This is a genomic window from Sciscionella sediminilitoris (assembly GCF_000737195.2).
Taxonomy (GTDB): Bacteria; Actinomycetota; Actinomycetes; order Mycobacteriales; family Pseudonocardiaceae; genus Sciscionella; species Sciscionella sediminilitoris.
Genome location: NZ_JALM01000024.1, coordinates 50754 through 76480, shown reverse-complemented (window position 1 = coordinate 76480; position 25727 = coordinate 50754). Strand labels below are relative to the sequence as shown.

Below are 25727 nucleotides of genomic sequence, written 5' to 3'. Positions count from 1 at the left end.
GCTTCGATGGTAATCGCAGATCGCCACATCGCGTTGCGATAAGCTATTTCGCCGTGTCAGGACCACGATCAACGTCGCAGCGCGCGCAGCAGAACGCGGTAGCCGAGCTGACCCGGATCTCCGGGGTAGCCGACTCGCTCGCCGCGCGGTTCCACGAGGCCGGTTTCGATCTGTACCTGGTCGGCGGCAGTGTGCGCGACGCCCTGCTCGGCCGGCTCGGGACGGACCTCGACTTCACCACGAACGCCCGCCCCGAGGAGATCAAACGGCTGCTCTCCGGCTGGGGGGACGCCGTGTGGGACACCGGGATCGCGTTCGGCACGGTCGGTGCGAGCAAGGAGGGCAAGACCTGTGAGGTGACCACCTTCCGCGCGGACAGCTACGACAAGGTCAGCCGCAATCCCGAGGTCACCTTCGGCGATTCGCTCGAAGAGGACCTCGTCCGGCGCGATTTCACCGTCAACGCAATGGCGGTCGATTTATCGACAAAGAAATTCGTCGACCCGCTCGGTGGTATGACCCAGCTGCTCGCCGGTGAACTGGACACCCCGGCCACACCGGAGCAGTCCTTCTCCGACGACCCGCTGCGCATGCTGCGGGCCGCCCGGTTCGTCTCCCAGCTGCGCCTGGCCCCGGCGGCCCGCGTGGTCACCGCGATGACCGAGATGGCCGAGCAGATCACCCGGATCACCGCCGAGCGCGTGCAGGTGGAGATCTCGAAACTGCTCTGCGGGGCCGCCCCGCGCGCGGCCATCGAGCTGCTCGTGCACACCGGGCTCGCCGAATACGTGCTGCCCGAGGTGCCCGCGATGCGGCTGGCCATCGACGAGCACCACCAGCACAAGGACGTCTACCAGCATTCGCTGACCGTGCTCGAACAGGCCATCGACCTCGAAGAGGAGGACAGCGAGCCCGATCTGACGCTGCGCCTGGCCGCGCTGCTGCACGACATCGGCAAGCCCAAGACCCGCCGCTTCGAGTCCGGTGGCGGGGTCAGCTTCCACCATCACGAGGTCGTCGGCGCCAAGATGGCCCGCACCCGGCTGCGCGCCCTGCGGTACTCGAAGGAGATCGTCTCCGATGTGAGCCAGCTGGTGTTCCTGCACCTGCGGTTCCACGGCTACGGAACCGGGGAGTGGACCGACTCCGCCGTGCGCCGCTACGTCACCGACGCGGGACACCTGTTGCCGCGCCTGCACAAGCTCGTGCGCGCCGACTGCACCACCCGCAACCGCCGCCGCGCGCTCGCGCTGCAGCGCACCTACGACGACCTCGAGGCCCGGATCGCGCGCATCGGCGAGGAAGAAGACCTCGCGAAGGTCCGCCCCGATCTGGACGGCAACGAGATCATGCGGCTGCTCGGCATCCCCGCGGGGCCGATGGTGGGCAAGGCGTGGAAACACCTCAAGGAGCTCCGCCTGGAATCCGGGCCGCTCGAATACGAGGACGCGGTCGCCGCCCTGCTCGACTGGGCCCGCGAGCAAGGCCTGAATCCACCGTCCTGACCAGGTCAAACGATGCTCGTGCGCGGTTGTGTTGGTGAGAACCAACATTTCCGCGCACAACGGGAACACCGGCGGGCCCGTGCTCGTTGTACCCCGCGGCAGGCACGTCACCGTGTCCCCCGGGCCCACTAGAGAAGAGCCTTCGTGGAATACCGTCCGGCTGGAACCACGTCGCGCCACGCCGCCGAGAGGCGACCGGACGTGCCTGCCCCTGATCAACCCGTTTCCGGATCCCGGGTCTGTCAGTCGATAATGCGATCATGGACGGCGTGCATGTCGAACCCACGGTGGAGCCCGGCACCCTGCTCGTCGCGGCACCGACACTGACCGAGGACAACTTCCGGCGCACCGTCGTCTACGTCATCGATCACCGGGATTCGGGCACCCTCGGCGTCGTGCTCAACCGGCCGAGTGAGATCGCCGTGCACGATGTGCTGCCCAGCTGGGGACCCCACGTCAGCCGCCCGCAGGCGGTGTTCGTCGGCGGACCGGTCGAGCAGAAGACCGCGATCTGCCTCGCCGCGCTGCGCACCGGTGAGGATCCCGAGGAGGTGAGCGGGGTCATCGGGGTGCGTGGCCCGGTCGCGCTCGTGGACCTGGACACCGATCCGGACTCGATCGCCCCGCGAACCCGCGGCATGCGGGTGTTCGTCGGCTACGCGGGATGGGACTCCGGCCAGCTCGACCGCGAGATCGAGCGCGAGGACTGGATGGTGTTCCCCGCGCTGCCGCACGATGTGATGACCCCGGCGAACGCGGACCTGTGGGGACGCGTGCTCCGCCGCCAGGGCATGCCGACCGCGCTGCTGGCCACCCATCCGGTGGACACGGCGCGGAACTAGTTGCCGCTGAGCACCGAGCAGCCGCCGGCGCCACCGCCGCACAGACATTCCGCGCACGGGCTCGAGGTGGCCACGGGAACCGGGACCGCCGCGGCCGCCCGGTGCCCGAGCAGTCCGCCCGCCGCCGCGATCACCAGCGCCCCGACCACGGCGATGATCAGCACGGTCAGCACGGCGCCCACACCCGGCAGCACCAGGCCGAGGATTCCGCCGACCGCCGCGATCGCCCCGCCGATCAGCCATGGCATCCCGGCGACCCGGTTGGCCAGGCGGAACGCCTGCTCGCTGCGCTGGGCCTCCGCGGTACGCACCCCGCCGCGGCGCAGCGAGCCGCGCAGCCCGGCGATCCCGGAGACGACGAGGGGACTCGCGAGCAGAAGCCCGAGCACGAGAGCGAAAACGCGCAGCCAGATCGGAACGGTCACCCCACGAGGATAGTTGGCCGGATTTCCGGCTTTCCGCACGTGGGGTAGCCTCGAGTGATATGAGCACCATGCGGTTGCTGCTTAGCTAGCCGCATCGGCGAACAGCGACCGCCGATGCGGCCATCCCCTCACGTCCGCTCGTGGACGGAGGGGATTTCTTGTGAGAAGGCGCCGAAGGGATTTGTGATGAGCGAGGACCGTACCGAGGAAGCACCCGCCTACCGGTACACCGCGAGCCTTGCCGGTGAGATCGAGACGCGCTGGCAGGACACCTGGGAGAGCGAGGGGACCTTCCACGCGCCGAACCCGGAGGGCTCCCTCGCCACGGGTGCGCCGGTTCCCGAGGACAAGCTTTTCGTGCAGGACATGTTCCCCTACCCGTCCGGGGCCGGGCTGCATGTCGGGCACCCGCTCGGCTACATCGGCACCGATGTGTTCGCCCGCTACCACCGGATGACCGGGCGCAATGTGCTGCACACGCTCGGCTACGACGCCTTCGGCCTGCCCGCGGAGCAGTACGCGGCGCAGACCGGGCAGCATCCGCGCACGACCACTGAGAACAACATCACCACGATGCGCCGCCAGCTGCGTCAGCTGGGCCTCGGCCACGATCCGCGGCGCTCCTTCGCCACCACCGATCCGGAGTACTACCGCTGGACCCAGTGGATCTTCCTGCAGATCTTCAACTCCTACTACGACACCGAGCAGGACAAGGCCCGACCGATCGGTGAGCTGATCGAGCAGTTCGAGCGCGGCGAGCGGCTCGCCGAGGACGGGCGCGCCTGGTCCGAGCTCTCCGCCACCGAACGGCGTGCCCTGCTGAACTCCTACCGGCTGGTCTACATCTCCGACGCCCCGGTGAACTGGGCCCCGGGCCTGGGCACCGTGGTGGCCAACGAAGAGGTCACCGCGGACGGGCGTAGCGAGCGCGGCAACTTCCCGGTGTTCCGCAAGAACCTGCGGCAGTGGACGATGCGGATCACCGCCTACGCCGATCGGCTCATCGACGATCTGGCACTGCTCGACTGGTCCGACCAGGTCAAGACGATGCAGCGGAACTGGATCGGGCGCTCGCACGGTTCCCATGTCCGGTTCGCCGCCGGGGATCGGACGGTCGAGGTGTTCACCACCCGGCCGGACACCATTTTCGGCACCACCTACCTGGTGCTCGCCCCCGAGCACGAGCTGGTCGACGAACTGGTCACGGATGCCTGGCCGGAGGGCACCGCGAGCGCGTGGACCGGTGGCGCCGCCGATCCGCGTACCGCCGTCGCCGAGTACCGTGCCGCGACCGCGCGCAAGTCCGACCTGGACCGCCAGGAGAACAAGGACAAGACCGGGGTGTTCACCGGTTCCTATGCGCGCAACCCGGTCAACGGGCGGCAGCTTCCGGTGTTCGTCGCCGACTACGTGCTCACCGGCTACGGCACCGGAGCGGTGATGGGCGTGCCCGGCGAGGATCAGCGCGACTGGGACTTCGCCACCGCCTTCGGGCTGGAGATCATGCGCACCATCGCCCCGCCCGAGGACTTCGAAGGCGAGGCGTACACCGGGGAAGGCCCGATGATCAACTCGGCCAATCCCGAGCTGGGCATCGACCTCGACGGCAAGCCGAAGGACGAGGCGATCGCCGAGATCATCGCCTGGCTGGAGGCGAACGGGCACGGCAACGGAACCGTGCAGTACAAGCTGCGCGACTGGCTGTTCGCCCGGCAGCGGTACTGGGGCGAGCCGTTCCCGATCGTCTACGACGAGAACGATCTGCCGGTCGCGCTGCCCGAGGACCAGCTGCCGGTCGAGCTGCCCGAGGTGGAGGAGTACGCGCCGCGCACCTTCGACCCGGAGGACGCGGACTCCGAGCCCTCGCCGCCGCTTTCCCGTGCCACGGACTGGATGTACGTCACCCTCGATCTCGGGGACGGGCCCAAGCAGTACCGCAGGGACACCAACGTGATGCCCAACTGGGCGGGCTCCTGCTGGTATCACCTGCGCTACGCGGACCCGGTGAACTCCGAGGCGTTCTGCGACCCGGTCAACGAGCGGTACTGGCTCGGCCCGCGCGTGAACGAGCACGGCGCGAACGATCCCGGCGGGGTGGACCTCTACATCGGCGGGATGGAGCACGCGGTGCTGCACCTGCTCTACGCCCGCTTCTGGCAGAAGGTGCTCTACGACCTCGGGCACGTCTCCGCGCACGAGCCGTATCGCAGGCTGTTCAACCAGGGCTACATCCAGGCCTATGCCTACACCGACAGCCGTGGTCAGTACGTGCCCGCGGACGAGGTCACCGAGTCCGAGGGCAAGTTCTTCCACAACGGCGCGGAAGTCCGGCGCGAGTACGGCAAGATGGGCAAGAGCCTGAAGAACGTCGTCACCCCGGACGAGATGTGCGCCGACTACGGCGCGGACACCTTCCGCTTCTACGAGATGTCCATGGGCCCGCTCGAAGCCTCCCGGCCGTGGGCGACCAAGGATGTCGTCGGCGCGCACCGGTTCCTGCAGCGGTTGTGGCGCAACGTCGTCGACGAGCAGAGCGGCAAGCACCGGGTCAGCGAGGAACCGGCCACCGAGGAAGACCGTAAGGCACTGCACCGCGCGATCGCCGGGGTGCACGAGGACTACGCGAACATGCGGTTCAACACCGCGGGCGCCAAGCTCATCGAGCTCAACAACCACATCACCAAGGTGTACGCGAAGACCGAGTCCACCCCACGTGAGCTCGTGGAACCGCTCGTGCTCATGCTCGCGCCGGTGTGCCCGCACATCGCCGAGGAACTGTGGTCGATCCTCGGCAAGGACGGCTCGCTCGCACACGGCCCGTTCCCCGCGGCCGATCCCGCCTACCTGGTCGACGAGACCGTGGAGTACCCCGTGCAGGTGCGCGGCAAGGTCCGCTCCCGGATCATCGTGCCCAGCGAGGCGGGCGAGGACGAAGTGCGCGCGGCAGCACTGGCCGACGAGAAGATCGCGGCGTGCCTGGACGGTGAACCACGCAAGGTCATCGTGGTCCCGGGGCGCCTGGTGAACGTCGTCCCGTAGACACCTTCACCCGATCAGCGGTTGATCCGGACAAAATAGACTAAACCCCTCGTGGGTGGTTGTGTTGGTTCTAACCAACATTTCCACTCACGAGGGGTTGTTCTACCAGCTCAGGGACTTGTGGGTTAGCTGTATGGTGCAGCTTTCACAGGTCGAGTTCGATGAGCGCTTCGGGGTCGCAGTCGGCGAGCAGTTCGCGGCAGCGGTCGTATTCGTGGACCTCATCGATCCGCTGCGCGGCCCTGGCGAGGGCACCGACCGCGCGCAGGAATCCGCGGTTCGGTTCGTGCGACCAGGGCACGGGGCCGAAGCCCTTCCACCCGGAGCCGCGCAACTGGTCGAGTCCGCGGTGGTAACCGGTACGCGCATAGGCGTACGCGGCGACCACCTCACCGCGTTCGAGCGCGCCCTCGGCGAGCTGTGCCCAGGCCGCGCTGAAATCCGGGTACGCGGCCACCACGGCGGCAGGGTCCTCACCGCCGGCAAGGCGCGCCGTCGGCTCCTCTCGCGCGGGGAGCAGGGTCGGGTCCGGTCCGAGCAGGTTGCCGTGTGTCATACCGGCAATCCTGCCCCAACCGGCTCACAGCAGAGCCAGCAGCCCGCTGCACACCCCGAGCAGGAGCAGCACGACGACGACCGCGCCGACGAACCGCTTCGACATCATCGGTGTACGCGCCTACTTGGCGATCGTGCGGCCCGCCGACTCGAGGTTCGAGCAGGCGAGCGCGACCCGGTCGGCCATGGCCTGCTCGGCGACCTTGAGGTAGCTGCGCGGGTCGTAGGCCTTCTTGTTGCCGACCTCACCGTCGATCTTGAGCACCCCGTCGTAGTTGCCGAACATGTGCCCGGCGATCGGGCGGGTGAACGCGTACTGGGTGTCGGTGTCGATGTTCATCTTCACCACGCCGTAGGAGACGGCCTCGGTGATCTCCTCGGGCAGCGAGCCGGAACCACCGTGGAACACCAGGTCGAAGGGCTTCGAATCGGCGGCGAGCCCGAGCTTCTCCGAGGCGACCTGCTGGCCGCGCTTGAGCACATCGGGGCGCAGCTTCACGTTGCCCGGCTTGTAGACCCCGTGCACGTTGCCGAAGGTCGCGGCGAGCAGGTAGCGGCCGTTCTCTCCGGAACCGAGCGCGTCGATCGTCTTCACGAAGTCGCCCTCGGCGGTGTACAGCTTCTCGTTGATCTCGTTCGCGACGCCGTCCTCTTCACCGCCGACGACACCGATCTCCACCTCGAGCACGATGTTCGCGGCGGCCGAGTCGGCGAGCAGGCCCTTGGCGAGCTCCAGGTTCTCGTCCAGGTCGATCGCCGAACCGTCCCACATGTGCGACTGGAAGAGCGGGTTCTGCCCGGCGCGCACCCGCTCGGCGGACAGCGCGATCAGCGGGCGGACGAAGCCGTCCAGCTTGTCCTTGGGGCAGTGGTCGGTGTGCAGCGCGATGTTCACCGGGTACTGCTTGGCGACCACGTGCGCGAACTCGGCGAGCGCACTGGAGCCGACGACCATGTCCTTGACCTTGGTCCCGGACGCGAATTCCGAGCCGCCCGTGGAGACCTGGATGATCCCATCGCTTTCGGCGTCGGCGAACCCGCGCAGCGCTGCGTTCAGTGTCTCCGAGGATGTGACATTGATGGCCGGGAAGGCGAACTGACCGCGCTTCGCCGTATCCAGCATCTCCGCGTAGACCTCGGGGCTTGCGATGGGCATCTCGAACGTCCTCCTCGGGCGGCCGACAGTGTCTTCAGAATGGGTCTTTTGGCCAGATCGTACCCGGAGGCCCAGCGCATCGACCCAGGGTCAAAGTCCACTGGCGAACAGCTACGTGACCGAGATAACGTGTGAGTATGACCATAGCGCGCCTCAATGGCGAGGTTCTCGCCGAAAGCTCCGAAACCCTTGTGCTGGACGGGAAGCATTACTTCCCTCGCCGGTCCGTCCGATCCGGCTACTTCCGTCCAGTCCGCTCCGACGAGAACGGCGCAAGCCACTATGCCGTGACGATCGACGGCAATACGACCGAGTGTGCCGAGCTCTATGGCAAGGTTCCCGATCCCCGGCTCGCCGACCACGTTCTGTTCAGCGGTCCCGTGGAGATCGAAGACTGAGCGTATTCGGCGCCGCGAGCTTCCCCTGCCTGCCATTTCGCGCGACCAGCCCCCGGAGTCCGGTGTAGGTTCGAGGATATGGCGCTAATACCACGCACCGATCTCGACGTATTTCCACTCAATCTCGGGGGCAATGTTTTCGGCTGGACTGCTGACCGGGAGCAGTCCTTCGCGGTGCTCGACGCATTCCTGGAAGCGGGCGGCAATTTCATCGACACCGCCGACGTCTATTCCGCATGGGCGGACGGGAACAGTGGCGGGGAATCCGAAACCGTACTCGGCGAATGGTTCGAGAGCCGGGGGAACCGGGACAGGGTCATCCTCGCGACCAAGGTCGGCCAGCTGCCGGACCATCGCGGGCTCGGCAAGGCGAACATCCACGCCGCGGTCGAGGATTCCTTACGGCGACTGCGAACCGACTACATCGACCTGTACTACGCGCACCGGGACGACGAAGGTTCCCCGCAGGAGGAAACCCTGTCCGCGTTCGACGAACTCGTGCGCGCGGGCAAGGTCCGGTACATCGCCGCATCCAATTTCACTCCGGAGCGGCTGAATTCCGCACTCGACATTTCCGAGCGTGACGGATTGGCCAGGTATGTGGCGCTGCAGCCGCATTACAACCTGGTCGAGCGCGCCGAATACGAATCCGGTCTCGCGGATATCGCCACGGAACGAGAACTCGCCGTTTTCCCGTACTACGCGCTCGCCGCCGGATTCCTCACCGGAAAACACCGCAAGAGCGGAACTTCCGGTTCACAGCGCCGGGTCGACACGGCGAGCAAATACGACGACGAACGCGGCAACCGGGTCCTCGACGCGCTCGACGAGGTCGCCGCGGAACACGGCTGCACGCCGACCGCGATCGCGCTCGCCTGGTTGCGCGCTCAGCCGTCGATCACGGCGCCGATCGCGAGTGCGCGCAACCTCGAGCAGTTGCCCGAACTGTTGCGCAGCACCCGGATCACGCTGACCGAGACCCAGCTCGACCAGTTGACGAAAGCGTCCGGCTAGAGCTCGGTCAACGCGGGCGCGAGCGCCCGGTACCCCGGCCGCGGGTCGCCGTCCTCGGTGAGCACCTGCACCGATACGTGGTCCGCGCCCGCATCCAGGTGGGCGCGGACCCGCTCGGCGACCGCGTTCTCGTCGCCCCAGCCGACAAGAGCGTCGACCAGCCGGTCACTGCCCCCATCGGCGAAGTCCTCCTCGGTGAACCCGAGCCTGCGCAGGTTCGCCAGGTAGTTCTCCAGTCCGAGATACATCGCGATCCCGGAGCGCGCGATCGTGCGCGCCCGTTCCGGATCGGTTTCCAGCACCACCTTCTGCTCGGGAAGCAGCGCCGGACCGGAACCGATCGCCTCGCGCGCGCTCGCGGTGTATTCCGGGTTGATCAGGTACGGGTGCGGGCCGAGCGTGCGCTCCGCGGCGAGGGCGAGCATGCGCGGCCCCAGTGCGGCCAGCGCCAGCTGACCGGACGGAATCGCGGTGAGCTCGTCGAGGTAGTTGATCACCGCGGTCCGCGGGGTGGCGTATCCCTGCGCGCTGTTGCTCTCCCGGTGCCCCGCGCCGATACCGAGCAGCAGCCGGTCCCGGTGCGGCTCCTCCTGGTACGCCTTGACCAGGGTGCTCGCCTGCTCGCTCCAGACGTTGATGATCCCGGTGGCGAACACGAATTTCCTGGTGGCCTCGAGCACCGGGCCGGCGAGCCCGAGTTCGGCCTTGGCCGCGGCGAGCCACAGCGCCCCGTAACCGAGGTCCTCCAGTTCGGCGGCGAGTTCACCCAGCTCAGTCCGCTCGTAGCGCTCGAAGTTGAACCAGAATCCGAAGATGCCGACCCGGCCGAGGGCCGGACTGTTTGCGTTGGTCATGTCCAGGCCAACACCACCGGTTCCGCACACATTTCATAACCGGCCAGTAGCTTACTGGCGGTAAGTTCCGCTATGGTTGCCCCATCCGAAGGCAGGAGGGCGTCATGCTGCTGGACAAGAAGACAGACGTGCGCGACAAGGTCGTGCTCATCACCGGCGCGGCCCGGGGGATCGGCGCGGGCGTCGCCGAGGAACTCGCCGCGCGCGGAGCCAAGCTCGCGCTCGTCGGGCTCGAGGGCGAGCAGCTGCGCGAGGTTGCCGCCCGCTGCGGGCGCGACTCGCGGGCCTGGGAAGCGGATGTGACCGACTGGGCAGCGCTCGAACGGGTCATCGGGGAGATCGCCGAGCACTACGGTCGCATCGATGTCGTGCTGGCCAACGCCGGAATCGCCGCCGCCGGGTTCATCCGCTCCATCGATCCGGCCGCCTTCGAACGGGTCGTGGAGATCGATCTGCTCGGCGTATGGCGCACGGTCCGGGTCGCACTCCCGCACCTGATCGACTCCCGCGGGTACTGCCTGATCGTGTCCTCCATGGCCGCCGTACTGCACATTCCGGGCAACGCGCCCTATAACGCGGCCAAGGCCGGTGTCGAGGCGTTCGGGAACACCCTGCGCGCCGAGGTCCGTCACTTCGGGGTGAGCGTGGGCGTCGCCCATCCGACCTGGATCGCCACCGACATCGTGTCCGGCGCGGACGAGCACCCCGTGTTCGGGCCCCTGCGCCGCAACGCGCTCGGCCCACTCAGCAAGACCTATCCACTCAAGGTAGCCGTGCAAGCGTTTGCGGATGCGGTGGAGCGGCGTTCGCGCACCGTGCACGTCCCGCCGTGGCTACTCGCCGTCAAACTCGTACGGTCCCTGCTCCCGCCGGTCGTGGAAACCCTCGGCGGCCGGTTCATTCCCAAGGCCGACGCCGACGCGCTCGCCGATGTACAGCAGCGGGGGGCGGAGTCCTCCGCTCCGGTCGGCGCCGGTGGCCGGGCAAGCCTGCAGAAACTGTCGTGAGTGGTTGTGTTGGTTAGAACCAACACAACCACTCACAAGCACCCGTTTGCCCTGGTCAGTCCAGGGTCTCCGGGAGTTCGAAGTGGGCGAACAGCTCGGGGGAGCGGAAGTTCGCGACATGGGCTATCCCGTTCGGGCCCAGGGTGAGCACCTGCAGGTTGAAGGCTCGGAATGCGCCATCGAGGTGGATGTACTGGGCGAACCCGGGCCGTCCGTTCGCCGCGATCGGCACCATCCGGATCAGTCCGGGGCCACCGGGGCAGCGCAGTCGCAGGTGGGTGCCGACCGCCTCGGGGCCGAGGTACCACTCCGGATAGGGCGGCATCTCCCACACGATGTCCGCGCTGAACAGTTCCACGAGCTCGGGGATGTCCTTGCGCTCGAAGGCGGCGACATACCGGTCGAGCAGTTCGCGGCGCTGCCGTTCGGCCGGTTCGCGCACCCCGTCGTAGCTCGGTGTGGCCTCGGCCAGCTGGGCACGGGCGCGCTGCAGCATGCTGTTCACCGCGGCCACCGAGGTGTCCAGCAGCTCGGCGACCTCGGCGGCCTTCCACTGCAGCACCTCGCGCAGGATCAGCACGGCCCGCTGGCGCGGCGGCAGGTACTGCATGGCCGCGATCAGGGCGAGCCGAAGCCCCTCGCGTTCGGTCGCCGCCGCCTCCGGATCGGCCACCCGCGCATCGGCGACCGGTTCGAGCCAGGGCAGTTCGGTGTCCTGCACGGGAACCCGGTCCGGATCGGCGTGCGCACCGAGATCCACCGGCATGGGCCTGCGCCGCTTGCCATCGAGTGCGCTCAGACAGGCCTTGGTCGCGATCGTGTGCAGCCAGGTGCGCAGTGAGGAACGCCCCTCGAACCGGTCATAGGCGCGCCAGGCCCGCAAGTAGGTCTCCTGCACCAGATCCTCGGCATCGTGCACCGAACCGAGCATCCGGTAGCAGTGCGCGAACAGTTCCCTCCGGAACGGATCGGCAAGCCGGAGGAACTCATCGTCGGCGAGGTTCGCGATCGACATACCCCAGCTCCTCCCGGTCGATATCGCCCAAACCTAGCCGAAGCGGGGCACCCGGCACAGTAAAAACCCCCGGCGGATGTTCCGCCGGGGGTTTGCTGCGGTAGCGGTGGGATTTGAACCCACGGAGGGTTTCCCCTCACTCGCTTTCGAGGCGAGCTCCTTCGGCCGCTCGGACACGCTACCGCCGACAAGGGTACCGGAGGACCGATGCGCGCCGAGCACCCCTACCGGTGTGCGGCGAAGTGCCGTTCGAGCAGCTCAGCGCATTCGTCCTGGAACACCCCGCCGACCACCTCGGTGCGGTGGTTGAGCCGCCGGTCCCGGAGCACATCCCAGAGCGAGCCGACCGCCCCGGTGCGCGGTTCCCAGGCGCCGAACACCACCCGTTCGACCCGCGCCGCCACGATCGCGCCCGCGCACATCGTGCACGGTTCGACGGTGACCGCGAGAGTGCACCCGGAGAGCCGCCAGCCGTCCCCGTGCGCGGGCGCGGCCTCGCGCAGCGCGAGGACCTCGGCGTGCGCGGTGGGATCCCCGAGTGCCTCACGGGCATTGCAGGTGCGGGCCAGCCGGGTACCAGCGGAGTCGACGAGCACCGCACCGATCGGCACATCCCCGGTGCGTTCGGCCGCACGCGCGGCCTCGATGGCCTCGCGCAGCAGCGCCTCGTCCTCCGGTCTCGGCTTCACGAACTGATGCGCTCCAGGGCGTTGTCGAACTCGTCGGCGAACCCGCACCGCTGCGCGACCATGCGCAGCTGCTCGTCCGGATACAGGTCCACCTCGTCCACGATCACCTGCATCTCCGCTTCGGGAAGACCGAGGTCGGCGAGCAGCGCGAGATCCCCCGCGGGCCAGATCTCGTCGTCCTCGTCATCCGGGGGTTCGGCGCGCAACAGATCGAGCACATCCGCGGCGATGTCGTAATCGAGCGCGGCGGCCGCATCGGAGAGCACCGTGGCGACACCCTGGGGGCTCGGTCGCAGCAGAATGAAGAACTCGTCGTCCACCGCGAGCATCCCGAACACGGCGCCCGTCGAACGCAGTTTGCGCAGTTCGTCGATCGCCGCATCGAGTTCTTCGAGCCCATCCTCAAGCACGCTGCATCGCCACCGGCCGTCCTCGCGCACGGCGGCTATCGCGAACCCGGTCAACGGTTCACTCGACACCATGCGCACACCGTATTGGTCATGCCCCTGATCGGGGAAGGCACCGGCCACCAAGAACCTCCAAATTGAGGGCCGGGCAGGATGGGTCCATGCGGCCATTGTGTGTGCTCGGGCTCGGACTGATCGGTGGCTCGGTGCTGCGCGCCGCGGCCGCGGCCGGGATCGACTGCTGGGGGGCGACCGCTTCGGCACCCGATGCCGCTGCCGCCCGCGCCGAGGGATTCACCGTGCTCGGCACCGGCGAGGCACTGCGCACGGCGGCCGAACGAGAGGCGCTGGTCTGCCTGGCCGTGCCGCTTCCCGCGCTCGAGGATGTGCTGCCCGCCGTGCACGAGCACGCGCCCGGGGTGCGGCTCACCGATGTGGTCAGTGTGAAGGCCCCGGTGTACGCGCTCGTCCGGCGCCTTGCCCCGCGAGCCCGCTACATCGGCGGGCACCCGATGGCCGGGACGGCCGAATCGGGCTGGTCCGCCGGTTCGGGCACGCTGCTGCGCGGGGCCCGCTGGGTGGTGTGCCTCGAGGAGGACACCGATCTCGAGCTGCTGCGCGAGGTGTGTGCCTTCGCGCTCGCCTGCGGGGCCAGGGTGGTGCCCTCCGGGGTGGACGCGCACGACACGGCCGTCGCCGCGATCTCCCATCTCCCGCACGTGTTCGCCGAGGTGCTCGCCGAGCTGGGGGAGCGGACCGGACCGCTCGCGCTGCGGTTGGCCGCGGGATCGTACGGGGACGCGACCCGGGTCGCCGGAACCCGCCCGGAACTGGTGCGCGCCATGTGCGAGGGCAACGCGGAGGCGCTGTTTCCGTTGCTGGACACCGCCATCGAACGGTTGCGGACCGCCCGGGAAGCACTCGGGCAGCTCACCGAGACCGGTCACGCGGCCCGCGGCGCACTCGACCGGATCCGCACGGGGCCGACCACCGAGGTGCTCATCGACCTCACCGCGGCCGAGGCGCGCACCGGGCTGCGCACGATCGGCGAGTCCGGCGGCGAGATCACCGGAAGCGAGGGGCACACGCTGATCGCGGAGGTCCCGCTCTAGCGGTTCGTGTCCACCCGGTGGAAGTTCAGATGGGCCCGGGATGGGGTCGGCCCGCGCTGCCCCTGGTACCGGGAACCCGCGCTCTCCGAACCGTACGGCGCCTCCGCCGCGCTCGACAGGCGCAGGATGCACAGCTGGCCGATCTTCATTCCCGGCCAGAGGGTGATCGGCAGATTGGCCACATTGGAGAACTCGAGGGTGATGTGCCCGGTGAAGCCCGGGTCGATGAACCCCGCCGTGGAATGGGTCAGCAGCCCCAGCCGCCCCAGCGAGGACTTGCCCTCCAGCCGGCCGGCCAGATCGTCGGGAAGGGTGACCCGTTCGAACGTCGAGCCGAGTACGAACTCCCCGGGGTGCAGCACGAACGGCTCCTCGGCCGGGGTTTCCACCAGCGAGGTCAGCTCGTCCTGGCACTGCGCCGGGTCGATGTGGGTATAGCGGGAATTGTCGAACACCCGGAAATACCGGTCGAGCCGCACGTCGATACTCGACGGCTGCAGCATGGCCTCGTCGAACGGGTCGAGGATGAGCCGACCGCTCTGGTATTCGGCGCGCAGATCTCGATCGCTGAGCAACACGATGCCCAGCGTAAACGACTGTAGCCAGACATGTGGACATGCCCGCGCACTACCCGTTTACACCCCGCCGCGCCTCTAGGCATATACGAACATCAACCAACCGAAGGGACCGTGATGGCCATGTCCAATCGGCATGTCGAGCCGGGCTCCGCACATGCACCTTGAGGACTTCTACGCAGCACATCGGCGCAAGGTCTACAACGTGATAGCGCGCAGGGTCGAAGCCGGGGCCGTCGAGGACCTGTTCTCCCAAGCATGGATGACCTTCCTGGAACGCTGGGAACGCTATCGGGAATACGACAACCCCGAGGCGCCACTCATGAAGATCGTCCGCACCACCTGTAAAGACTGGTATCGCCGCCGCAGCAGCAAGGTCGTCGAGATACCGCTCGACGACCAGGCACTCCGAGCCATACCACTGCCGCTACCCGCCGATGTCGAACCCGATACGTTCATCGACCTACACACGGCCATTTCCCGGCTGCCGACTCGGCAACGCGAGGCCTTGATCTTGAAATACATCGATGACCTCCAGCGCGATACCGTCGCCGAGCTAATGGGCATAACGGTCAACGGTGTCAAGAAGTTGCTGAGCGCCGCCATGCGGACACTGCGTACGGACCCTGCCATTACCGGCGACTCGGAACGGCTAGGGGCGCCGAAATGAACGAACAACCCAGGCAGTCGCCTCCACGGTTGAACGATCTCATGGAGAAACATGCAAACTTGAGTGCCGAGCAACGAGCGGCTCTGGCGAGCCGAGCCGACGAGGCGGAGCGCGGATACGATGTTTTCGCAGCCGGGATCGCCCACCTCGAACAAGCAGGCGCCAAAAAGGCGGAGGACTACCTCAATAGGATAGAGGATTACGTCAGGGATGCTATCGATTGCTTCGGAATCGCTGAATCATGTGGTGTTCCCGAAGCCACTGAGTATCTGGCCATGCTGTCATTCGACCGAGGCGATCTATGTTATCGCGACACGGGCACAAACGACGATATGGACCGGTACATCTTCAATCGGTTCGCATTCAAAGCTGCCGCTTGCAAGCATGAAACAGTGATTGCACACCCGCAGAATGTCGATCTGCGGGAAATAAATAGAACTAGACAAAAGACGTCCAGAATCGCGGATATCGAGAAGGATCTCGGCCACCTCAAGGCAGATCCGAATTTCCAGCGGCAGATCGAGCGCACGATAATCGAGGCGGAGCGATTACTTGCGGGACAGTGTTCGACCGAAGAATCTAAACGACTCTACTTTGTTCTTAGCAACCTGCACTGCACCCTTGGCTGGATACTTTTCGATAACGGAGAGTATCGAAAACTTCGTAAGCACTTTGCACAAACAATCCAGTTCGCCAGGCAATTGGAAGATCGACTGCTTATTGCCGAGGCAATATATGCAGTCGGGCGCTCGTATCAGCAGACTGACGCGCACTACGACGCCATGCAACTATTCCAGCTTGCACAACTGTCGGCCGAAAAGTCAGGAAATCCTCGACTTTCCGTTCTCTTCGGCATATATGAAGCGTGGTCCAATACCTGCTCCCGTTACCAACACGCTGACTATTCGGATTCCGAACCCGATACGCGATTGACCGAACAGACCAAACTCGACCAGAAGCAGCTTGCGAACGGTTCGCTTGTTCCGAGGGATGGTTCACTGCTCGGATACATCTACGCGGTGCTGGCGCAGGGATCCACGGACGGCAGACCGGTCGACGTTGTACCGGCGCTACTGGAAGCCATGCTGTTGAAGTCCGGCTGGCCGCGTGCCCGGAAACCGCGGACCTGGAGGAGAGGTCACCTCCCAGGTTCGTGATTTCCTTTTGTGCTCCCGTAATGGAAACGAATCGGGGCCGCATCCGTTGTGCGGATGCGGCCCCGTTGTGCGAACCCAGCGATTACAGGTTGCTCAGGTGCTGCTTCACGAAGTCCGGGTTCTTGTCCATCCACTGCTGCGCCGCCTTCAGCTGCGCATCAGCGTCCGAACCCGCGCTGTGCACCATGTCCTCCAGGGTGCCCAGCTGCTTGTCGTCGAGCTTGATGTCCTTCAGCGACTTCGCCAGGTTCGGGAAGTCCTTGGCAAAGCCCTGACGCCCGACCGCGTGCAGCTTCTCGTGCTGCGCCATCGTGCCCTTCGGGTCCTCGAGGTCGTGCAGCTTGTACCGGGTGTAGGCCCAGTGCGGCTTCCACAGGGTCGCCACGACCGGCTTCTTCTCGTTCACGGCCTTCTCCACCGCGGCGAGCATGGAGGCGGTCGAGGAGGAGCTCAGCTTCATCGGGCCGTTGAGGCCGTACTGCGGCATGGCCTTCTCCCGCACGACCTTCATCTCACCGGCACCGTTGTCGATGCCGACGATCTGCCCGCCGAACTCACCGGCGTGCTCCTTGAGGTCCGCGATCGACTTCACGTCCTTGACGTAGTCGGGGACGGCGAGCCCGAGGGTGGCGTTGTCGTACCAGGTTCCGAGGTCCTCGAGCTGCTTGCCGTACTGGTCCCAGTAGCTCTTGTGCGTGATGGGCAGCCAGGCGTCGAGGAAGAGATCCGACTTACCGGTCGACAGGCTCTGGAAGATCGGCGCGGCATCCAGCTCCTGGAGCTTGATGTCGTCCTTCTTCCAGCCCGCCTTCATCAGCGCCGCCTTGTACAGATTGGACAGAGCGATGTCCTCGTCCCAGGCGATGTAGGCGATGTTGATCTTCTTGTCTTGGCTGCCGGTGCCTTCGGAATTCGTCGACTGCTTACCGCAGGCCGTCGAGACCATCACGACGGCTAGCAGCATCGCGGTCAGCCCGGCGAACCAGCCAACCCGTTTCTTTCTCGGCACTTCAGGTTCTCCTTCCAACATGAGCGGTCTTGATCCGGTTGCCCGGTCAGACCTTGCTCGCGACGCGCGCGGCGCGCGAGACTGCGGACCGGTCACCGAGCGATGAGGTCAGCCGGTCCAAGTAGATGGCGAGAATGACCACGGCGAGTCCGCCGTTGAATCCGTTCGCCAGTTGCAATTGCTGCACCGCGCCGAACACCTGGCTGCCAAGGCCCGGTGCACCGACCATTCCCGCGATGACGACCATGGAAAGCGACATCATGATGACCTGGTTGATACCGGCCATGATCGAAGGCATCGCAAGCGGAATCTGAATACCGCGCAGAATCTTTCCGCTCGGTGCGCCGAAAGCCTCACCGGCTTCGACCATTTCCTTGTCCACCTGGCGGATTCCCAGTTCGGTCAACCGGACACCGGGTGGCAGGGCGAACACGACCGTCGCGATCACACCGGGGACCGCACCGATCGAGAAGAAGAAGATCACCGGAATCAGGTACACGAACTGCGGCAGCGTCTGCATGAAGTCCATGACCGGCTTGATGATCCGGCTCGCCCGAGCACTGCGCGCGGCGAGAATTCCCAGTGGTATCGCGATGATCACCGCGACCACACCGGCCACGATCACCTGGGACAGTGAGTTCATCGCATTGTCGAACGCGCGAACACTGTCGATGAGCGCGAATCCGATCAGCGCACCGAGACCGAATTTCCAGCCCCGGATCAGCAGCGCGAGCAACGCGAACACGATCACCATCGCCCAACTGGGCAGCAGGGTGAGTACCCAGACGACGGCGTCCACACAGGACTGCACGACCAGTTTGATGAAATCCAGCAGCGGACCGACATTGTTCTGCAGCCAATGCACGATCGCGTTGAACCAGTCGCCGACATTCAGCTGCGGCACATGCCAGCCGGTGTCGTCGGCGAGGAGCAATTCACGCATCCGCGTCCTCCCTCACGTTCTCCACGGGCTTGGTGTTCTGGCCGAGCGCGGAAAGCAGCGTGGCCCTTGGCACGATGCCGAGCAGTTTCCGGTTCTCGTCCACGACCGCGAGCGGCAGCCTGCTTTCCGCGGACGGAATGAACAGTTCGTAGACGGCGGTTTCCGGGCCCACCTCGGGAATATCGTTCGAGATGATGTCCGAGACGGTTTCCGCGCCGTTGCGCGCCGCCTCCGCAGCCGCCTCGTCCTCGACGACACCGAGCAGCGTTCCCTGCCTGTCCACCACGAAAACCGCGGTGTGCTGCATTTCGCGCATCACCTTCAGCGCGGCACGCGGACCCGAGTTCGTCCCGATGGTCGAGGTCGGGCGCTCCATCACCGAGGTCGCACTCAACACCTTCGCCCGATCCACGTCCTGGACGAACTGCGCCACATAGTCGTTCGCGGGATCGTTGAGGATGTCCTCGGCCGTCCCGATCTGCACGATCCGGCCCTCCCGCATCACCGCGATGTGATCGCCGAGACGCATCGCCTCGTTCAGATCGTGGGTGATGAAGATGATCGTCTTGCCCAGCTCCGCCTGCAACGAAAGCAGCTGATCCTGCATGTCCCGGCGAATCAGCGGATCGAGCGCACTGAATGCCTCGTCCATCAACAGAATGTCGGTGTCCGCGGCGAGCGCGCGGGCAAGTCCCACCCGCTGGCGCATACCACCGGAAAGCTGATCGGGAAGGTGGTTCTCCCAGCCCTCCAGGCCGACGAGACCGAGTGCCTCCTTGGCCTTCGCCCGCCGCGCCTCCTTCTCGACTCCCTGTATCTCCAGGGCATACGCCGCGTTATCCAACACGGAGCGGTGCGGGAACAACGCGAAATGCTGGAACACCATGCTCATCCGGCGCTGACGCATTTCCCGGATCTGGCGCTGCGACATTTTCGTGATGTCCTCATCGTTGATGTAGACATCCCCCGAAGTCGCCGGAAGCAAGCCGTTCAGCATGCGGATCAACGTCGACTTCCCCGAGCCCGAAAGGCCCATCACCACGAAAATCTCGCCGTCGGCCACTTCGAACGACGCGTCGATGACCGCCGCGGTCGTGCCTGCGGCGGCCAGATCCGAACGACTCGCGCCCGACTCCAGCTGGTGCACGGCATCACGCGCGCGGCGCCCGAACACCTTGTAGATCTTCTCTGCTCGAACAGTTGCCAAGGGTCTCCCTCTGTCCTCGTGCCCCGCACCGGACGCCTCCTACGGCGTCACCTCAGTTCGAGCGCGGGACGCTCGTGCCACGCACTCAGGCCGACGCGTCCATCAGGTTCGGACCCGCAATATTCACATCGACCCGTACACCGGCGGTGACTGTTCCGAGCCGTACCTTACTCGGCGTACTCGGAAGAACCACCCCATTTGGGGTTCGTCACTCGAAAACGGTATCGCCCTGTAATCAAATCACCAAAAAATTGACCCTAAGTAGTCACCCGCTTGCGGCGGGGCCGCCGTTCACCGGCTCGAGGCAGCGGTATATGATCGGGAGCGTCCTGCGGATGTAGTTCAATGGCAGAACATCAGCTTCCCAAGCTGAGAATGCGGGTTCGATTCCCGTCATCCGCTCCACAGAAGGCTCTTGCAGTGCAGTTGGGGTGCTTCCCGGTTTCGGGAAGCACCCCAACTGCTGTTTCGGGTCCGGTGCGATACCCGGTCAGCAGCTCTCGGTTTCTTTATCGGTCAACTTGGCCAAGTGCGCCAACACTTCGGTGAGGGCGCGCACTTGAAAGCGGGGCCCCTGCCTTTGCAAGGCAGGGGCCAACGTGATGCTGTCCGGGCCTCAGCTTCGCCGAGTGCCCCGGTAAGTACCGAAGGTCCACAGGTTGCGCTCCGGGTCCTCGATGGTCACCAGATACGACCGCTCGCCGGAACCGAGCCGCGCTTCCTGCGGTTGCTCTGCCACGGTCGCCCCGGCATGGCGGGCGCGTTCGTACATCGCGTCGACCTCCTCGGTGGCGATGTAGACGGCGTTCACCCCGGCAGGCATGCGCCCGTGCACGCTGTCCTTGTGCGTGGTGGAGCCGAACACCACCATGCCGCCCTCGGGCCAGCGCACTTCGGCGTGCACGAGTTCGCCGCCCTCGTCGCAGACCGCCACGTGTTGCTCAAACCCCAGCACGTCGACCAGAAACCGCAATGCGGCACGGGTGTCGTCGTAGTGGAGTACCGGCCAGACCGCGCTATCCGACATACGCGCCAGGGTAGTGCCGCTCGGCCGGATTCCCATGGTTCTCATTCACCCCACGGGCGGCGTCTTCTGCCGCCATTGCAGCGGTGCTTGCGCCGCGAGTACTTCGTCGTGCTCGGCAAAATCGGCCATGTCGGCGCGGATGGTGTTGTGGAACGCCCGGATGAGCCCCCTCTCCAGCACCATCGTCTGTACGGAGAACGTGACACCCGATCGCGGTCCGCTCGGCACCCACAACCTCGATACCGTGTGCGCCAGCGACACGCCGTCCCCGCTCAGTGGATAGCTGGACAGCGGCCAGAACTCGGCCCGGCTGCCCCGATAGATGGTGTCGAAGATCTTCTGGTGCTCTTCAGCTATCGTCTCGCGCCCGCGTTGCATACGGCCCAGCACGTCGACGAAGTCCGCGTCCTCGGTGAAGCTCGCCGCCCACGCCGCGCCGTCGTTCGCATCCCATGCCAGCCGGAGCGCCCCGAGAACGTCCTCGATTATCGACATGTCCCCATCCTCAAACCTCGAGCGTTCTCGAGGTCAAGCCTCATCATCGGTGCACAGCAAGGAGTGCAGGTGGACGTCATGCCAACCGTCCGCGTGCAGATGTGATCCTCTGCTGGTCCCCTCGAGCACGAACCCGGTCTTGGCGGCGACCCGGCAGGAGGCGAGGTTTCCGGTGGAGTGCCTGAGCGTGAGGCGGTGGAATCCGCGATCGGTGAACGCCCACCGGGTCAGGGCGCGCACCGCACGGCCGGCCACTCCGGCACCGCGTGCCTCGGGGAGCAGCCAGTAGGAGAGTTCCGCGGATGCCTGGGGCAGCGTGATCCGGCGCAGACCGATCTGGCCGAGCACGCGATCCGCACGCACGATCGCCCAACTGGCGCCGGTTTCCTGTCCCCAGGCGGTTTCCCAGTTCGCGATCCAGTCCCGTGCCTCCTCCGCGCTGTCCATCCGGCGCTGGTGCCACCGCTGAATTTCGGGGCAGTCAAAGGCTTTTCGTACCGCTGATGCATCGGATTCCCGCCAGGGACGCAAAACCACGTCCCCTTCAACGGTCAGATTCGGCTGATTCCGGTCTCGAAGCGAACCGGGCGGCAGGGCCGGTATCAGTAGCTGGGGCACGGCATCAGTCTGCCCCGGCGCCCAGCGAAAACAAAACGATATGTCGACAAATCACCGTTTGCGGGCGAACGGGCGCCATGGCCTGCCACGCACCTCGATGGAGCCCACGCGCATCGCCCCGGTGAGCCGGAAGTGCGGTTTTCCTTGCTGTGGCGGCCTTTTCCGGTGGTCTTCGGCACTGGCGAGGGTGAGCTCGACACCGTTGAAATCGACGCTGGCCTCGTCCGGTACCCGCATCTGCAGCGATCCGCCGTTGACCTCGACCTCGATATCGACGACCGGGTGCGCGATGTTCGCCTCGGTGAAGTCGAGCTCGGTTGACCCCATGTTCTTCCGGATCATGATCCTGCGGGGAACATCCCAGTCGCCTTTGCGCTTCACCGAGTTGAAGGTCCCGGTGAACTCGACGGTCCGGTTGTCCTCGGCGGCCGGAGCACCACCCGCGATCGGCAGATCGGCGACGACCTCGGCGAGATCACCCCTGGTCCGCGAAGCCATGGTCCGCGACGAACGCTCATCGAACTCGTTGATGTCCAGCATGCCGTTCGCCATGGCTTCCTTGAGGACCTCGAGCGTGGCTTCGCGTTCCTCGTCCGATGCCCGTACGTGGTCATCTCGCACTGTGGCCTCCTTCATACCACCTGGTAGGTACCGTATCTTGCGGGACGCGAGAAAGGCAGGGCGGCACAGTGGCCGAGAACGCCAGCAGGAACGCATGGGCAGAACCCGGTTCGTACGAGGTCACCGAGGGAGTGTTCCGGATCCCGTTGCCGATGCCGAACGACGGACTGCGCGCGGTGAACGTGTACGCGATCCGCGACGGAGACGGGTTCACGCTGATCGACTCGGGGTGGGGAGTCGCTGAGGCGCGCGCCCAGCTCGACACGGTCCTCACCGAACTCGGTTCGGATACCGCGCACATTCGCCGGTTCCTGATCACCCACGCGCACAAGGACCACTACAACCTCGGCACTCACGTGCGCGCCGAACACGGCACCCCGATCGCGCTCGGTGCGGAGGAGCGCCCGACCATCGAGGCACTGCAGCGGGCCGACAAGAGCCCGATGATCACCCAGCAACACCTGCTCCGCGGCACCGGCGCCACCGAGATCACCGCGAAGTTCATCGAGATGGTCGGCGACACCGCGGTGGATCCCGCGGAGTGGCCGTCCCCGGATCGATGGCTCGCGGCGGGGGAGCGGATCCCGGTCGGCGCGTACGACCTCGAAGTCGTGCACACGCCGGGACACACCAGCGGCCATATCGTGTTCCGTGATGCGGCGAACGGGCTGTTGTTCGCCGGGGACCACGTGCTCCCGCACATCACCCCCTCCATCGCGCTCGAACCGCGCACCCCGCGGCTGCCACTCGGGGACTTCCTCGAATCACTGCGCAGGATCCGCGAACTTCCCGACACCTGGCTGCTTCCCGCGCACGGACCGGTGACCAGCAGCGTGCACGAACGGGTCGACGAGCTGCTGGAGCACCACCGCGCCCGGCTCGAGGTCACCTACGACACCGTGCGCGCGGGGGCCAGGACAAGTGCGGAATCGGCGGCCAAGCTCACCTGGACCCGCCGCGAGCGCGCCCTGAGCGATCTGGACGTCTTCAACGCCATGCTGGCCGTGCTCGAGACGAAATCGCACCTGGATCTGCTGGTCGCACGTGGTGAGCTCACCGGCGAGGAGCACGGGGGAGTCCGCTACTACAGCTGCTCGTGAGTGGAAATGTTGGCTAGAACCAACACATCCGCTCACGAGTACCCTCAGCAGGCATGACGGTCGAGCAGCAGGCGGTGCACGGAGTCCCGGCGAGTCCTGGGCGGGCCGCGGGTCCGGTGCTGCGCCTCCGGGAACCCGCGCGGGTGAGCATCGGCCAGCCTGCGCGGTATCCGAAGCCCCTCGACTACCGCGAGGAGGCCGCGCGGATCCATCCGGCCGCGGACCTGGTGGCTGCCGCGCTGACCGACAAGGCGGCGCTGGCGACCGGGGAAGCGCGCGACATCCTCCACATGACCGCGGTGATGGCGACCGATCCCTCGCTGCTGGGTACCGCGGAGGAACTGGTCACCGAACACGGTCTGCCCGCGGCCCGCGCGGTATGGGACGCCGCGGAACAGTTCATCGACGGGCTCGCCGAGGCCGGTGGTTATCTGGCCGAGCGCACCGGTGATCTCCGGGACGTGCGCGACCGGATCATCGAGGAGCTCACCGGCGCACAGTCCAGCGCGGTGCCGGAACTGGACACCCCGCACGTGTTGCTGGCCCGCGAACTCGCGCCCGCGGATACGGCGGCCCTGGATTCGGCCACGGTGCTCGCGATCGTCACCGAGGAGGGCGGGCCCACCTCGCACACCGCGATCATCGCCCGCGCACTCGGCATTCCCGCCGTCGTCGGCTGTACCGGCGCCCTCGGCCTGACCGCGGACTATCTGCGCGTGGACGGGGAAACCGGCCTCGTCGAGGTGGTGACCGAGGGCGAAGCGGAAGCCGCGCCCAGTACGAGCACGCCGGAGTGGAACGGTGTCGGGTCCACCGGCGACGGGGTGCGCATCCCGCTGCTGGCCAACATCGGATCGGCGGCGGACGCGATCAAAGCGGCGGACTCCCCAGCCGAGGGAGTAGGCCTCTTCCGAACCGAATTCTGTTACCTGGCAATGGAATCCGAGCCCACGGTCGAGGAACAGGCCGAGATGTACCGCGCCATCATCGCGGTGTTTCACGGGAAACCATGCATCGTGCGGACCCTCGACGCGGGCGCGGACAAGCCCCTGACCTTCCTGCCCGCCGAAGCTGAACCGAACCCCGCGCTCGGCGTGCGCGGTCTCCGCATGGCCCGTCAGCATCAACCGGAACTGCTCGACCGCCAGCTCCACGCGATCCGCGCCGCGGGCGGGGATTCGGTCATGGCCCCGATGGTCGCCACGACCGAGGAAGCCGCGTGGTTCGCCGAACGCGCTCGCGCGGCGGGAATCCGGCGCGTCGGCGTGATGATCGAGGTCCCCTCGGCCGCACTGCAGGCCGGGGAACTGCTCGAGATCGTGGACTTCATCTCCATCGGCACCAATGACCTCACCCAGTACACGATGGCCGCGGACCGCCAGCTCGGAACGCTGGCCGCGCTCGGTGACCCGTGGCAGCCCGCGCTGCTGCGCCTGATCGAACTGATCGGCACCGCGGGGCGGGAAGCGGGCAAGCCGGTCGGTGTCTGCGGGGAGGCCGCCGCCGATCCGCTGCTGGCCTGTGTCCTCGTCGGGCTGGGAGCGACCAGCCTTTCGATGACCCCGATCGCACTCGACGCCGTCGGCGCCGAGCTGGCGAAGCACGCCCACAGCGCCTGTGTGACGGCCGCACAGGCGGCTGCGCGGGCCCGAACCCCGGCGGAAGCACGCGCGGCCGTCAGGACAGCGCTGGGGCGCTGAGAGCTACTTCTTCCGGTTCACAACCAGCGAGCACAGCCGCAACTGGCCGGCGATCACGAAATGCGGATCCCCCGGGGCTTCCGCGGTTTCCACCGGGCGCCCCCTGCCGACCACGTGCCCCATCGTGCACGTGAAACCTTCGAGATTGATCGTCGCGTGTTCGGGGAGCCGTAGCTTGACGTTGCCGAGCGACACGTCGAAGTCGATCACCAGCCGCGGATAGTTGATCCGCGCCTGGCGGAAGTCGAGGATCGTGGTCGCCATCGTGTTCCGGACGTGCAGCTCCAGCGGGGGAGTCCAGGCACCGTCCCGCTTCAACAGCGTCATCGAAGACGACAGCGTCTCCTCGCGCGCACCGGCCGGCGCGGAGCTGTGCACCATCCCGGGCAGATCGACGAGGACGGCATTGAGCTCGCCCCGGGTCTTGGCGGCCGTCGCCGTGGCACTCCGCTCGGCGAACTCGTTCAAGTCGATCATCCCGCGACCGGTCGCCTTTTCGAGCAAGCCGACCACGTGGTTGCGTTCGTCATCGGAGACTCGCAGATCTCGTTCGCTCACGTCCCCGAGATTAGCTCCCGGGAGCACTC

At 66.5% G+C, this 25727-nt stretch carries 27 protein-coding genes and 2 tRNA genes; 12 read left to right on the top strand and 17 right to left on the bottom strand.

Annotated elements, in window-relative coordinates; genetic code table 11:
- The first annotated feature begins 53 nt into the window (after window positions 1-53).
- Window positions 54-1505, top strand: coding sequence for a CCA tRNA nucleotidyltransferase (locus tag AD72_RS12620; protein WP_031466669.1), 1452 nt, complete (start codon window positions 54-56; stop codon window positions 1503-1505).
- 260 nt (window positions 1506-1765) lie between these two features.
- On the top strand, window positions 1766-2347 hold the full coding sequence (locus AD72_RS12615; protein WP_031466668.1) for a YqgE/AlgH family protein: 582 nt from the start codon (window positions 1766-1768) through the stop codon (window positions 2345-2347).
- Here the strand turns inward: AD72_RS12615 and AD72_RS12610 are convergent.
- A complete protein-coding gene (locus AD72_RS12610) occupies window positions 2344-2772 on the bottom strand; it encodes an SdpI family protein (protein ID WP_051898544.1) in 429 nt (142 codons plus the stop codon). The genes AD72_RS12615 and AD72_RS12610 overlap by 4 nt on opposite strands.
- Before the next feature lie 186 nt (window positions 2773-2958).
- On the opposite strand from AD72_RS12610, the gene leuS reads away from it, so the two are divergent.
- Window positions 2959-5811 (top strand): leucine--tRNA ligase, encoded by a 2853-nt coding sequence (gene leuS, locus AD72_RS12605; protein ID WP_031466666.1) that lies wholly within the window; start codon window positions 2959-2961, stop codon window positions 5809-5811.
- Window positions 5812-5956: 145 nt separating this feature from the next.
- Here leuS and AD72_RS12600 read toward each other — a convergent pair whose 3' ends face one another.
- A complete protein-coding gene (locus AD72_RS12600; protein WP_031466665.1) occupies window positions 5957-6367 on the bottom strand; it encodes a DUF3151 domain-containing protein in 411 nt (136 codons plus the stop codon).
- A gap of 120 nt (window positions 6368-6487) precedes the next feature.
- Entirely contained in the window at window positions 6488-7522 is a 1035-nt protein-coding gene (gene fbaA / locus AD72_RS12595) for a class II fructose-bisphosphate aldolase (protein WP_031466664.1), read from the bottom strand.
- A gap of 137 nt (window positions 7523-7659) precedes the next feature.
- On the opposite strand from fbaA, the gene AD72_RS12590 reads away from it, so the two are divergent.
- Together AD72_RS12590 and AD72_RS12585 are read left to right on the top strand one after the other, a co-directional pair.
- Window positions 7660-7920 (top strand): DUF427 domain-containing protein, encoded by a 261-nt coding sequence (locus tag AD72_RS12590; RefSeq protein WP_037345591.1) that lies wholly within the window; start codon window positions 7660-7662, stop codon window positions 7918-7920.
- A gap of 78 nt (window positions 7921-7998) precedes the next feature.
- Entirely contained in the window at window positions 7999-8934 is a 936-nt protein-coding gene (locus AD72_RS12585; protein WP_031466663.1) for an aldo/keto reductase, read from the top strand.
- Here the strand turns inward: AD72_RS12585 and AD72_RS12580 are convergent.
- Entirely contained in the window at window positions 8931-9788 is an 858-nt protein-coding gene (locus AD72_RS12580) for a TIGR03620 family F420-dependent LLM class oxidoreductase (RefSeq protein WP_031466662.1), read from the bottom strand. The two genes, AD72_RS12585 and AD72_RS12580, sit on opposite strands and share 4 nt — an antisense overlap.
- Before the next feature lie 104 nt (window positions 9789-9892).
- Here AD72_RS12580 and AD72_RS12575 point away from each other — a divergent pair, with 104 nt between their 5' ends.
- Window positions 9893-10795 (top strand): SDR family oxidoreductase, encoded by a 903-nt coding sequence (locus AD72_RS12575; RefSeq protein WP_031466661.1) that lies wholly within the window; start codon window positions 9893-9895, stop codon window positions 10793-10795.
- Between the two features lie 55 nt (window positions 10796-10850).
- Here AD72_RS12575 and AD72_RS12570 read toward each other — a convergent pair whose 3' ends face one another.
- The 4 genes from AD72_RS12570 to AD72_RS12555 form a co-directional block, all read right to left on the bottom strand.
- On the bottom strand, window positions 10851-11810 hold the full coding sequence (locus AD72_RS12570) for a sigma-70 family RNA polymerase sigma factor (protein WP_031466660.1): 960 nt from the start codon (window positions 11808-11810) through the stop codon (window positions 10851-10853).
- Between the two features lie 98 nt (window positions 11811-11908).
- Window positions 11909-11993, bottom strand: a tRNA-Ser gene (locus AD72_RS12565).
- A 41-nt stretch (window positions 11994-12034) separates the two neighbouring features.
- On the bottom strand, window positions 12035-12499 hold the full coding sequence (locus AD72_RS12560; protein ID WP_031466659.1) for a nucleoside deaminase: 465 nt from the start codon (window positions 12497-12499) through the stop codon (window positions 12035-12037).
- A complete protein-coding gene (locus tag AD72_RS12555; protein WP_031466658.1) occupies window positions 12496-12981 on the bottom strand; it encodes a tRNA adenosine deaminase-associated protein in 486 nt (161 codons plus the stop codon). The genes AD72_RS12560 and AD72_RS12555 overlap by 4 nt, the downstream gene beginning before the upstream one ends.
- Window positions 12982-13067: 86 nt before the next feature.
- Between AD72_RS12555 and AD72_RS12550 the strand changes: the two genes are divergently transcribed.
- Window positions 13068-14018, top strand: a complete 951-nt coding sequence (locus AD72_RS12550) for a prephenate dehydrogenase (protein WP_031466657.1) — start codon at window positions 13068-13070, stop codon at window positions 14016-14018.
- Here AD72_RS12550 and dcd read toward each other — a convergent pair.
- Window positions 14015-14596, bottom strand: coding sequence for a dCTP deaminase (dcd, locus tag AD72_RS12545; protein WP_031466656.1), 582 nt, complete (start codon window positions 14594-14596; stop codon window positions 14015-14017). The genes AD72_RS12550 and dcd overlap by 4 nt on opposite strands.
- Before the next feature lie 154 nt (window positions 14597-14750).
- Here dcd and AD72_RS12540 point away from each other — a divergent pair, with 154 nt between their 5' ends.
- Together AD72_RS12540 and AD72_RS36505 are read left to right on the top strand one after the other, a co-directional pair.
- A complete protein-coding gene (locus AD72_RS12540; protein ID WP_197284952.1) occupies window positions 14751-15263 on the top strand; it encodes an RNA polymerase sigma factor in 513 nt (170 codons plus the stop codon).
- Entirely contained in the window at window positions 15260-16420 is a 1161-nt protein-coding gene (locus tag AD72_RS36505; RefSeq protein ID WP_156365163.1) for a hypothetical protein, read from the top strand. Before AD72_RS12540 ends, AD72_RS36505 begins: the two co-directional genes overlap by 4 nt.
- An 82-nt stretch (window positions 16421-16502) precedes the next feature.
- On the opposite strand, the gene AD72_RS12530 is transcribed toward AD72_RS36505, so the two are convergent.
- From AD72_RS12530 to AD72_RS12520, 3 genes are read right to left on the bottom strand one after another with little or no spacing between them, the layout of a single operon-like run.
- A complete protein-coding gene (locus AD72_RS12530) occupies window positions 16503-17429 on the bottom strand; it encodes a glycine betaine ABC transporter substrate-binding protein (RefSeq protein WP_197284951.1) in 927 nt (308 codons plus the stop codon).
- A 46-nt stretch (window positions 17430-17475) separates the two neighbouring features.
- Window positions 17476-18372: an ABC transporter permease gene (locus AD72_RS12525; RefSeq protein ID WP_031466652.1), complete on the bottom strand. Its 897-nt coding sequence runs from the start codon at window positions 18370-18372 to the stop codon at window positions 17476-17478.
- Window positions 18365-19579 (bottom strand): quaternary amine ABC transporter ATP-binding protein, encoded by a 1215-nt coding sequence (locus tag AD72_RS12520; RefSeq protein ID WP_197284950.1) that lies wholly within the window; start codon window positions 19577-19579, stop codon window positions 18365-18367. The genes AD72_RS12525 and AD72_RS12520 overlap by 8 nt, the downstream gene beginning before the upstream one ends.
- 331 nt (window positions 19580-19910) lie before the next feature.
- On the opposite strand from AD72_RS12520, the gene AD72_RS12515 reads away from it, so the two are divergent.
- Window positions 19911-19984 (top strand) — tRNA-Gly (locus AD72_RS12515).
- A 211-nt stretch (window positions 19985-20195) separates the two neighbouring features.
- On the opposite strand, the gene AD72_RS12510 is transcribed toward AD72_RS12515, so the two are convergent.
- The 4 genes from AD72_RS12510 to AD72_RS12495 all read right to left on the bottom strand — a co-directional run bounded on the left by AD72_RS12510 (window position 20196) and on the right by AD72_RS12495 (window position 22340).
- Complete coding sequence (locus AD72_RS12510; RefSeq protein ID WP_031466650.1) at window positions 20196-20606, bottom strand: VOC family protein; 411 nt, start codon at window positions 20604-20606, stop codon at window positions 20196-20198.
- 45 nt (window positions 20607-20651) lie between these two features.
- Window positions 20652-21101: an SgcJ/EcaC family oxidoreductase gene (locus tag AD72_RS12505; RefSeq protein ID WP_031466649.1), complete on the bottom strand. Its 450-nt coding sequence runs from the start codon at window positions 21099-21101 to the stop codon at window positions 20652-20654.
- 33 nt (window positions 21102-21134) lie between these two features.
- Window positions 21135-21638, bottom strand: a complete 504-nt coding sequence (locus AD72_RS12500) for a GNAT family N-acetyltransferase (RefSeq protein WP_231644816.1) — start codon at window positions 21636-21638, stop codon at window positions 21135-21137.
- 132 nt (window positions 21639-21770) lie between these two features.
- Window positions 21771-22340, bottom strand: coding sequence for a DUF1707 SHOCT-like domain-containing protein (locus AD72_RS12495; protein ID WP_197284948.1), 570 nt, complete (start codon window positions 22338-22340; stop codon window positions 21771-21773).
- A gap of 68 nt (window positions 22341-22408) precedes the next feature.
- Here AD72_RS12495 and AD72_RS12490 point away from each other — a divergent pair, with 68 nt between their 5' ends.
- Window positions 22409-23440 carry an MBL fold metallo-hydrolase gene (locus tag AD72_RS12490; protein ID WP_031466646.1) on the top strand — a complete coding sequence of 344 codons (1032 nt, stop codon included), beginning with the start codon at window positions 22409-22411 and terminating at the stop codon, window positions 23438-23440.
- Between the two features lie 53 nt (window positions 23441-23493).
- Window positions 23494-25140 (top strand): phosphoenolpyruvate--protein phosphotransferase, encoded by a 1647-nt coding sequence (locus AD72_RS12485; RefSeq protein ID WP_031466645.1) that lies wholly within the window; start codon window positions 23494-23496, stop codon window positions 25138-25140.
- A 3-nt stretch (window positions 25141-25143) separates the two neighbouring features.
- On the opposite strand, the gene AD72_RS12480 is transcribed toward AD72_RS12485, so the two are convergent.
- Complete coding sequence (locus AD72_RS12480) at window positions 25144-25698, bottom strand: DUF1707 SHOCT-like domain-containing protein (protein WP_051898543.1); 555 nt, start codon at window positions 25696-25698, stop codon at window positions 25144-25146.
- Between the last annotated feature and the right edge of the window lie 29 nt (window positions 25699-25727).

Excerpts from the sequence above, each read along its gene's own strand:
- AD72_RS12580 (WP_031466662.1), bottom strand. The coding sequence starts at position 9,788 with ATGACCAACGCAAACAGTCCGGCCCTCGGCCGGGTCGGCATCTTCGGA.
- AD72_RS12600 (WP_031466665.1), bottom strand. The coding sequence starts at position 6,367 with ATGACACACGGCAACCTGCTCGGACCGGACCCGACCCTGCTCCCCGCG.
- AD72_RS12570 (WP_031466660.1), bottom strand. The coding sequence starts at position 11,810 with ATGTCGATCGCGAACCTCGCCGACGATGAGTTCCTCCGGCTTGCCGAT.
- AD72_RS12615 (WP_031466668.1), top strand. The coding sequence starts at position 1,766 with ATGGACGGCGTGCATGTCGAACCCACGGTGGAGCCCGGCACCCTGCTC.
- AD72_RS12590 (WP_037345591.1), top strand. The coding sequence starts at position 7,660 with ATGACCATAGCGCGCCTCAATGGCGAGGTTCTCGCCGAAAGCTCCGAA.
- fbaA (WP_031466664.1), bottom strand. The coding sequence starts at position 7,522 with ATGCCCATCGCAAGCCCCGAGGTCTACGCGGAGATGCTGGATACGGCG.
- AD72_RS12575 (WP_031466661.1), top strand. The coding sequence starts at position 9,893 with ATGCTGCTGGACAAGAAGACAGACGTGCGCGACAAGGTCGTGCTCATC.
- AD72_RS36505 (WP_156365163.1), top strand. The coding sequence starts at position 15,260 with ATGAACGAACAACCCAGGCAGTCGCCTCCACGGTTGAACGATCTCATG.
- AD72_RS12555 (WP_031466658.1), bottom strand. The coding sequence starts at position 12,981 with ATGGTGTCGAGTGAACCGTTGACCGGGTTCGCGATAGCCGCCGTGCGC.
- AD72_RS12505 (WP_031466649.1), bottom strand. The coding sequence starts at position 21,101 with ATGTCGATAATCGAGGACGTTCTCGGGGCGCTCCGGCTGGCATGGGAT.
- AD72_RS12540 (WP_197284952.1), top strand. The coding sequence starts at position 14,751 with ATGCACCTTGAGGACTTCTACGCAGCACATCGGCGCAAGGTCTACAAC.
- AD72_RS12585 (WP_031466663.1), top strand. The coding sequence starts at position 7,999 with ATGGCGCTAATACCACGCACCGATCTCGACGTATTTCCACTCAATCTC.
- AD72_RS12525 (WP_031466652.1), bottom strand. The coding sequence starts at position 18,372 with ATGCGTGAATTGCTCCTCGCCGACGACACCGGCTGGCATGTGCCGCAG.
- AD72_RS12485 (WP_031466645.1), top strand. The coding sequence starts at position 23,494 with ATGACGGTCGAGCAGCAGGCGGTGCACGGAGTCCCGGCGAGTCCTGGG.
- AD72_RS12550 (WP_031466657.1), top strand. The coding sequence starts at position 13,068 with ATGCGGCCATTGTGTGTGCTCGGGCTCGGACTGATCGGTGGCTCGGTG.
- AD72_RS12510 (WP_031466650.1), bottom strand. The coding sequence starts at position 20,606 with ATGTCGGATAGCGCGGTCTGGCCGGTACTCCACTACGACGACACCCGT.
- leuS (WP_031466666.1), top strand. The coding sequence starts at position 2,959 with ATGAGCGAGGACCGTACCGAGGAAGCACCCGCCTACCGGTACACCGCG.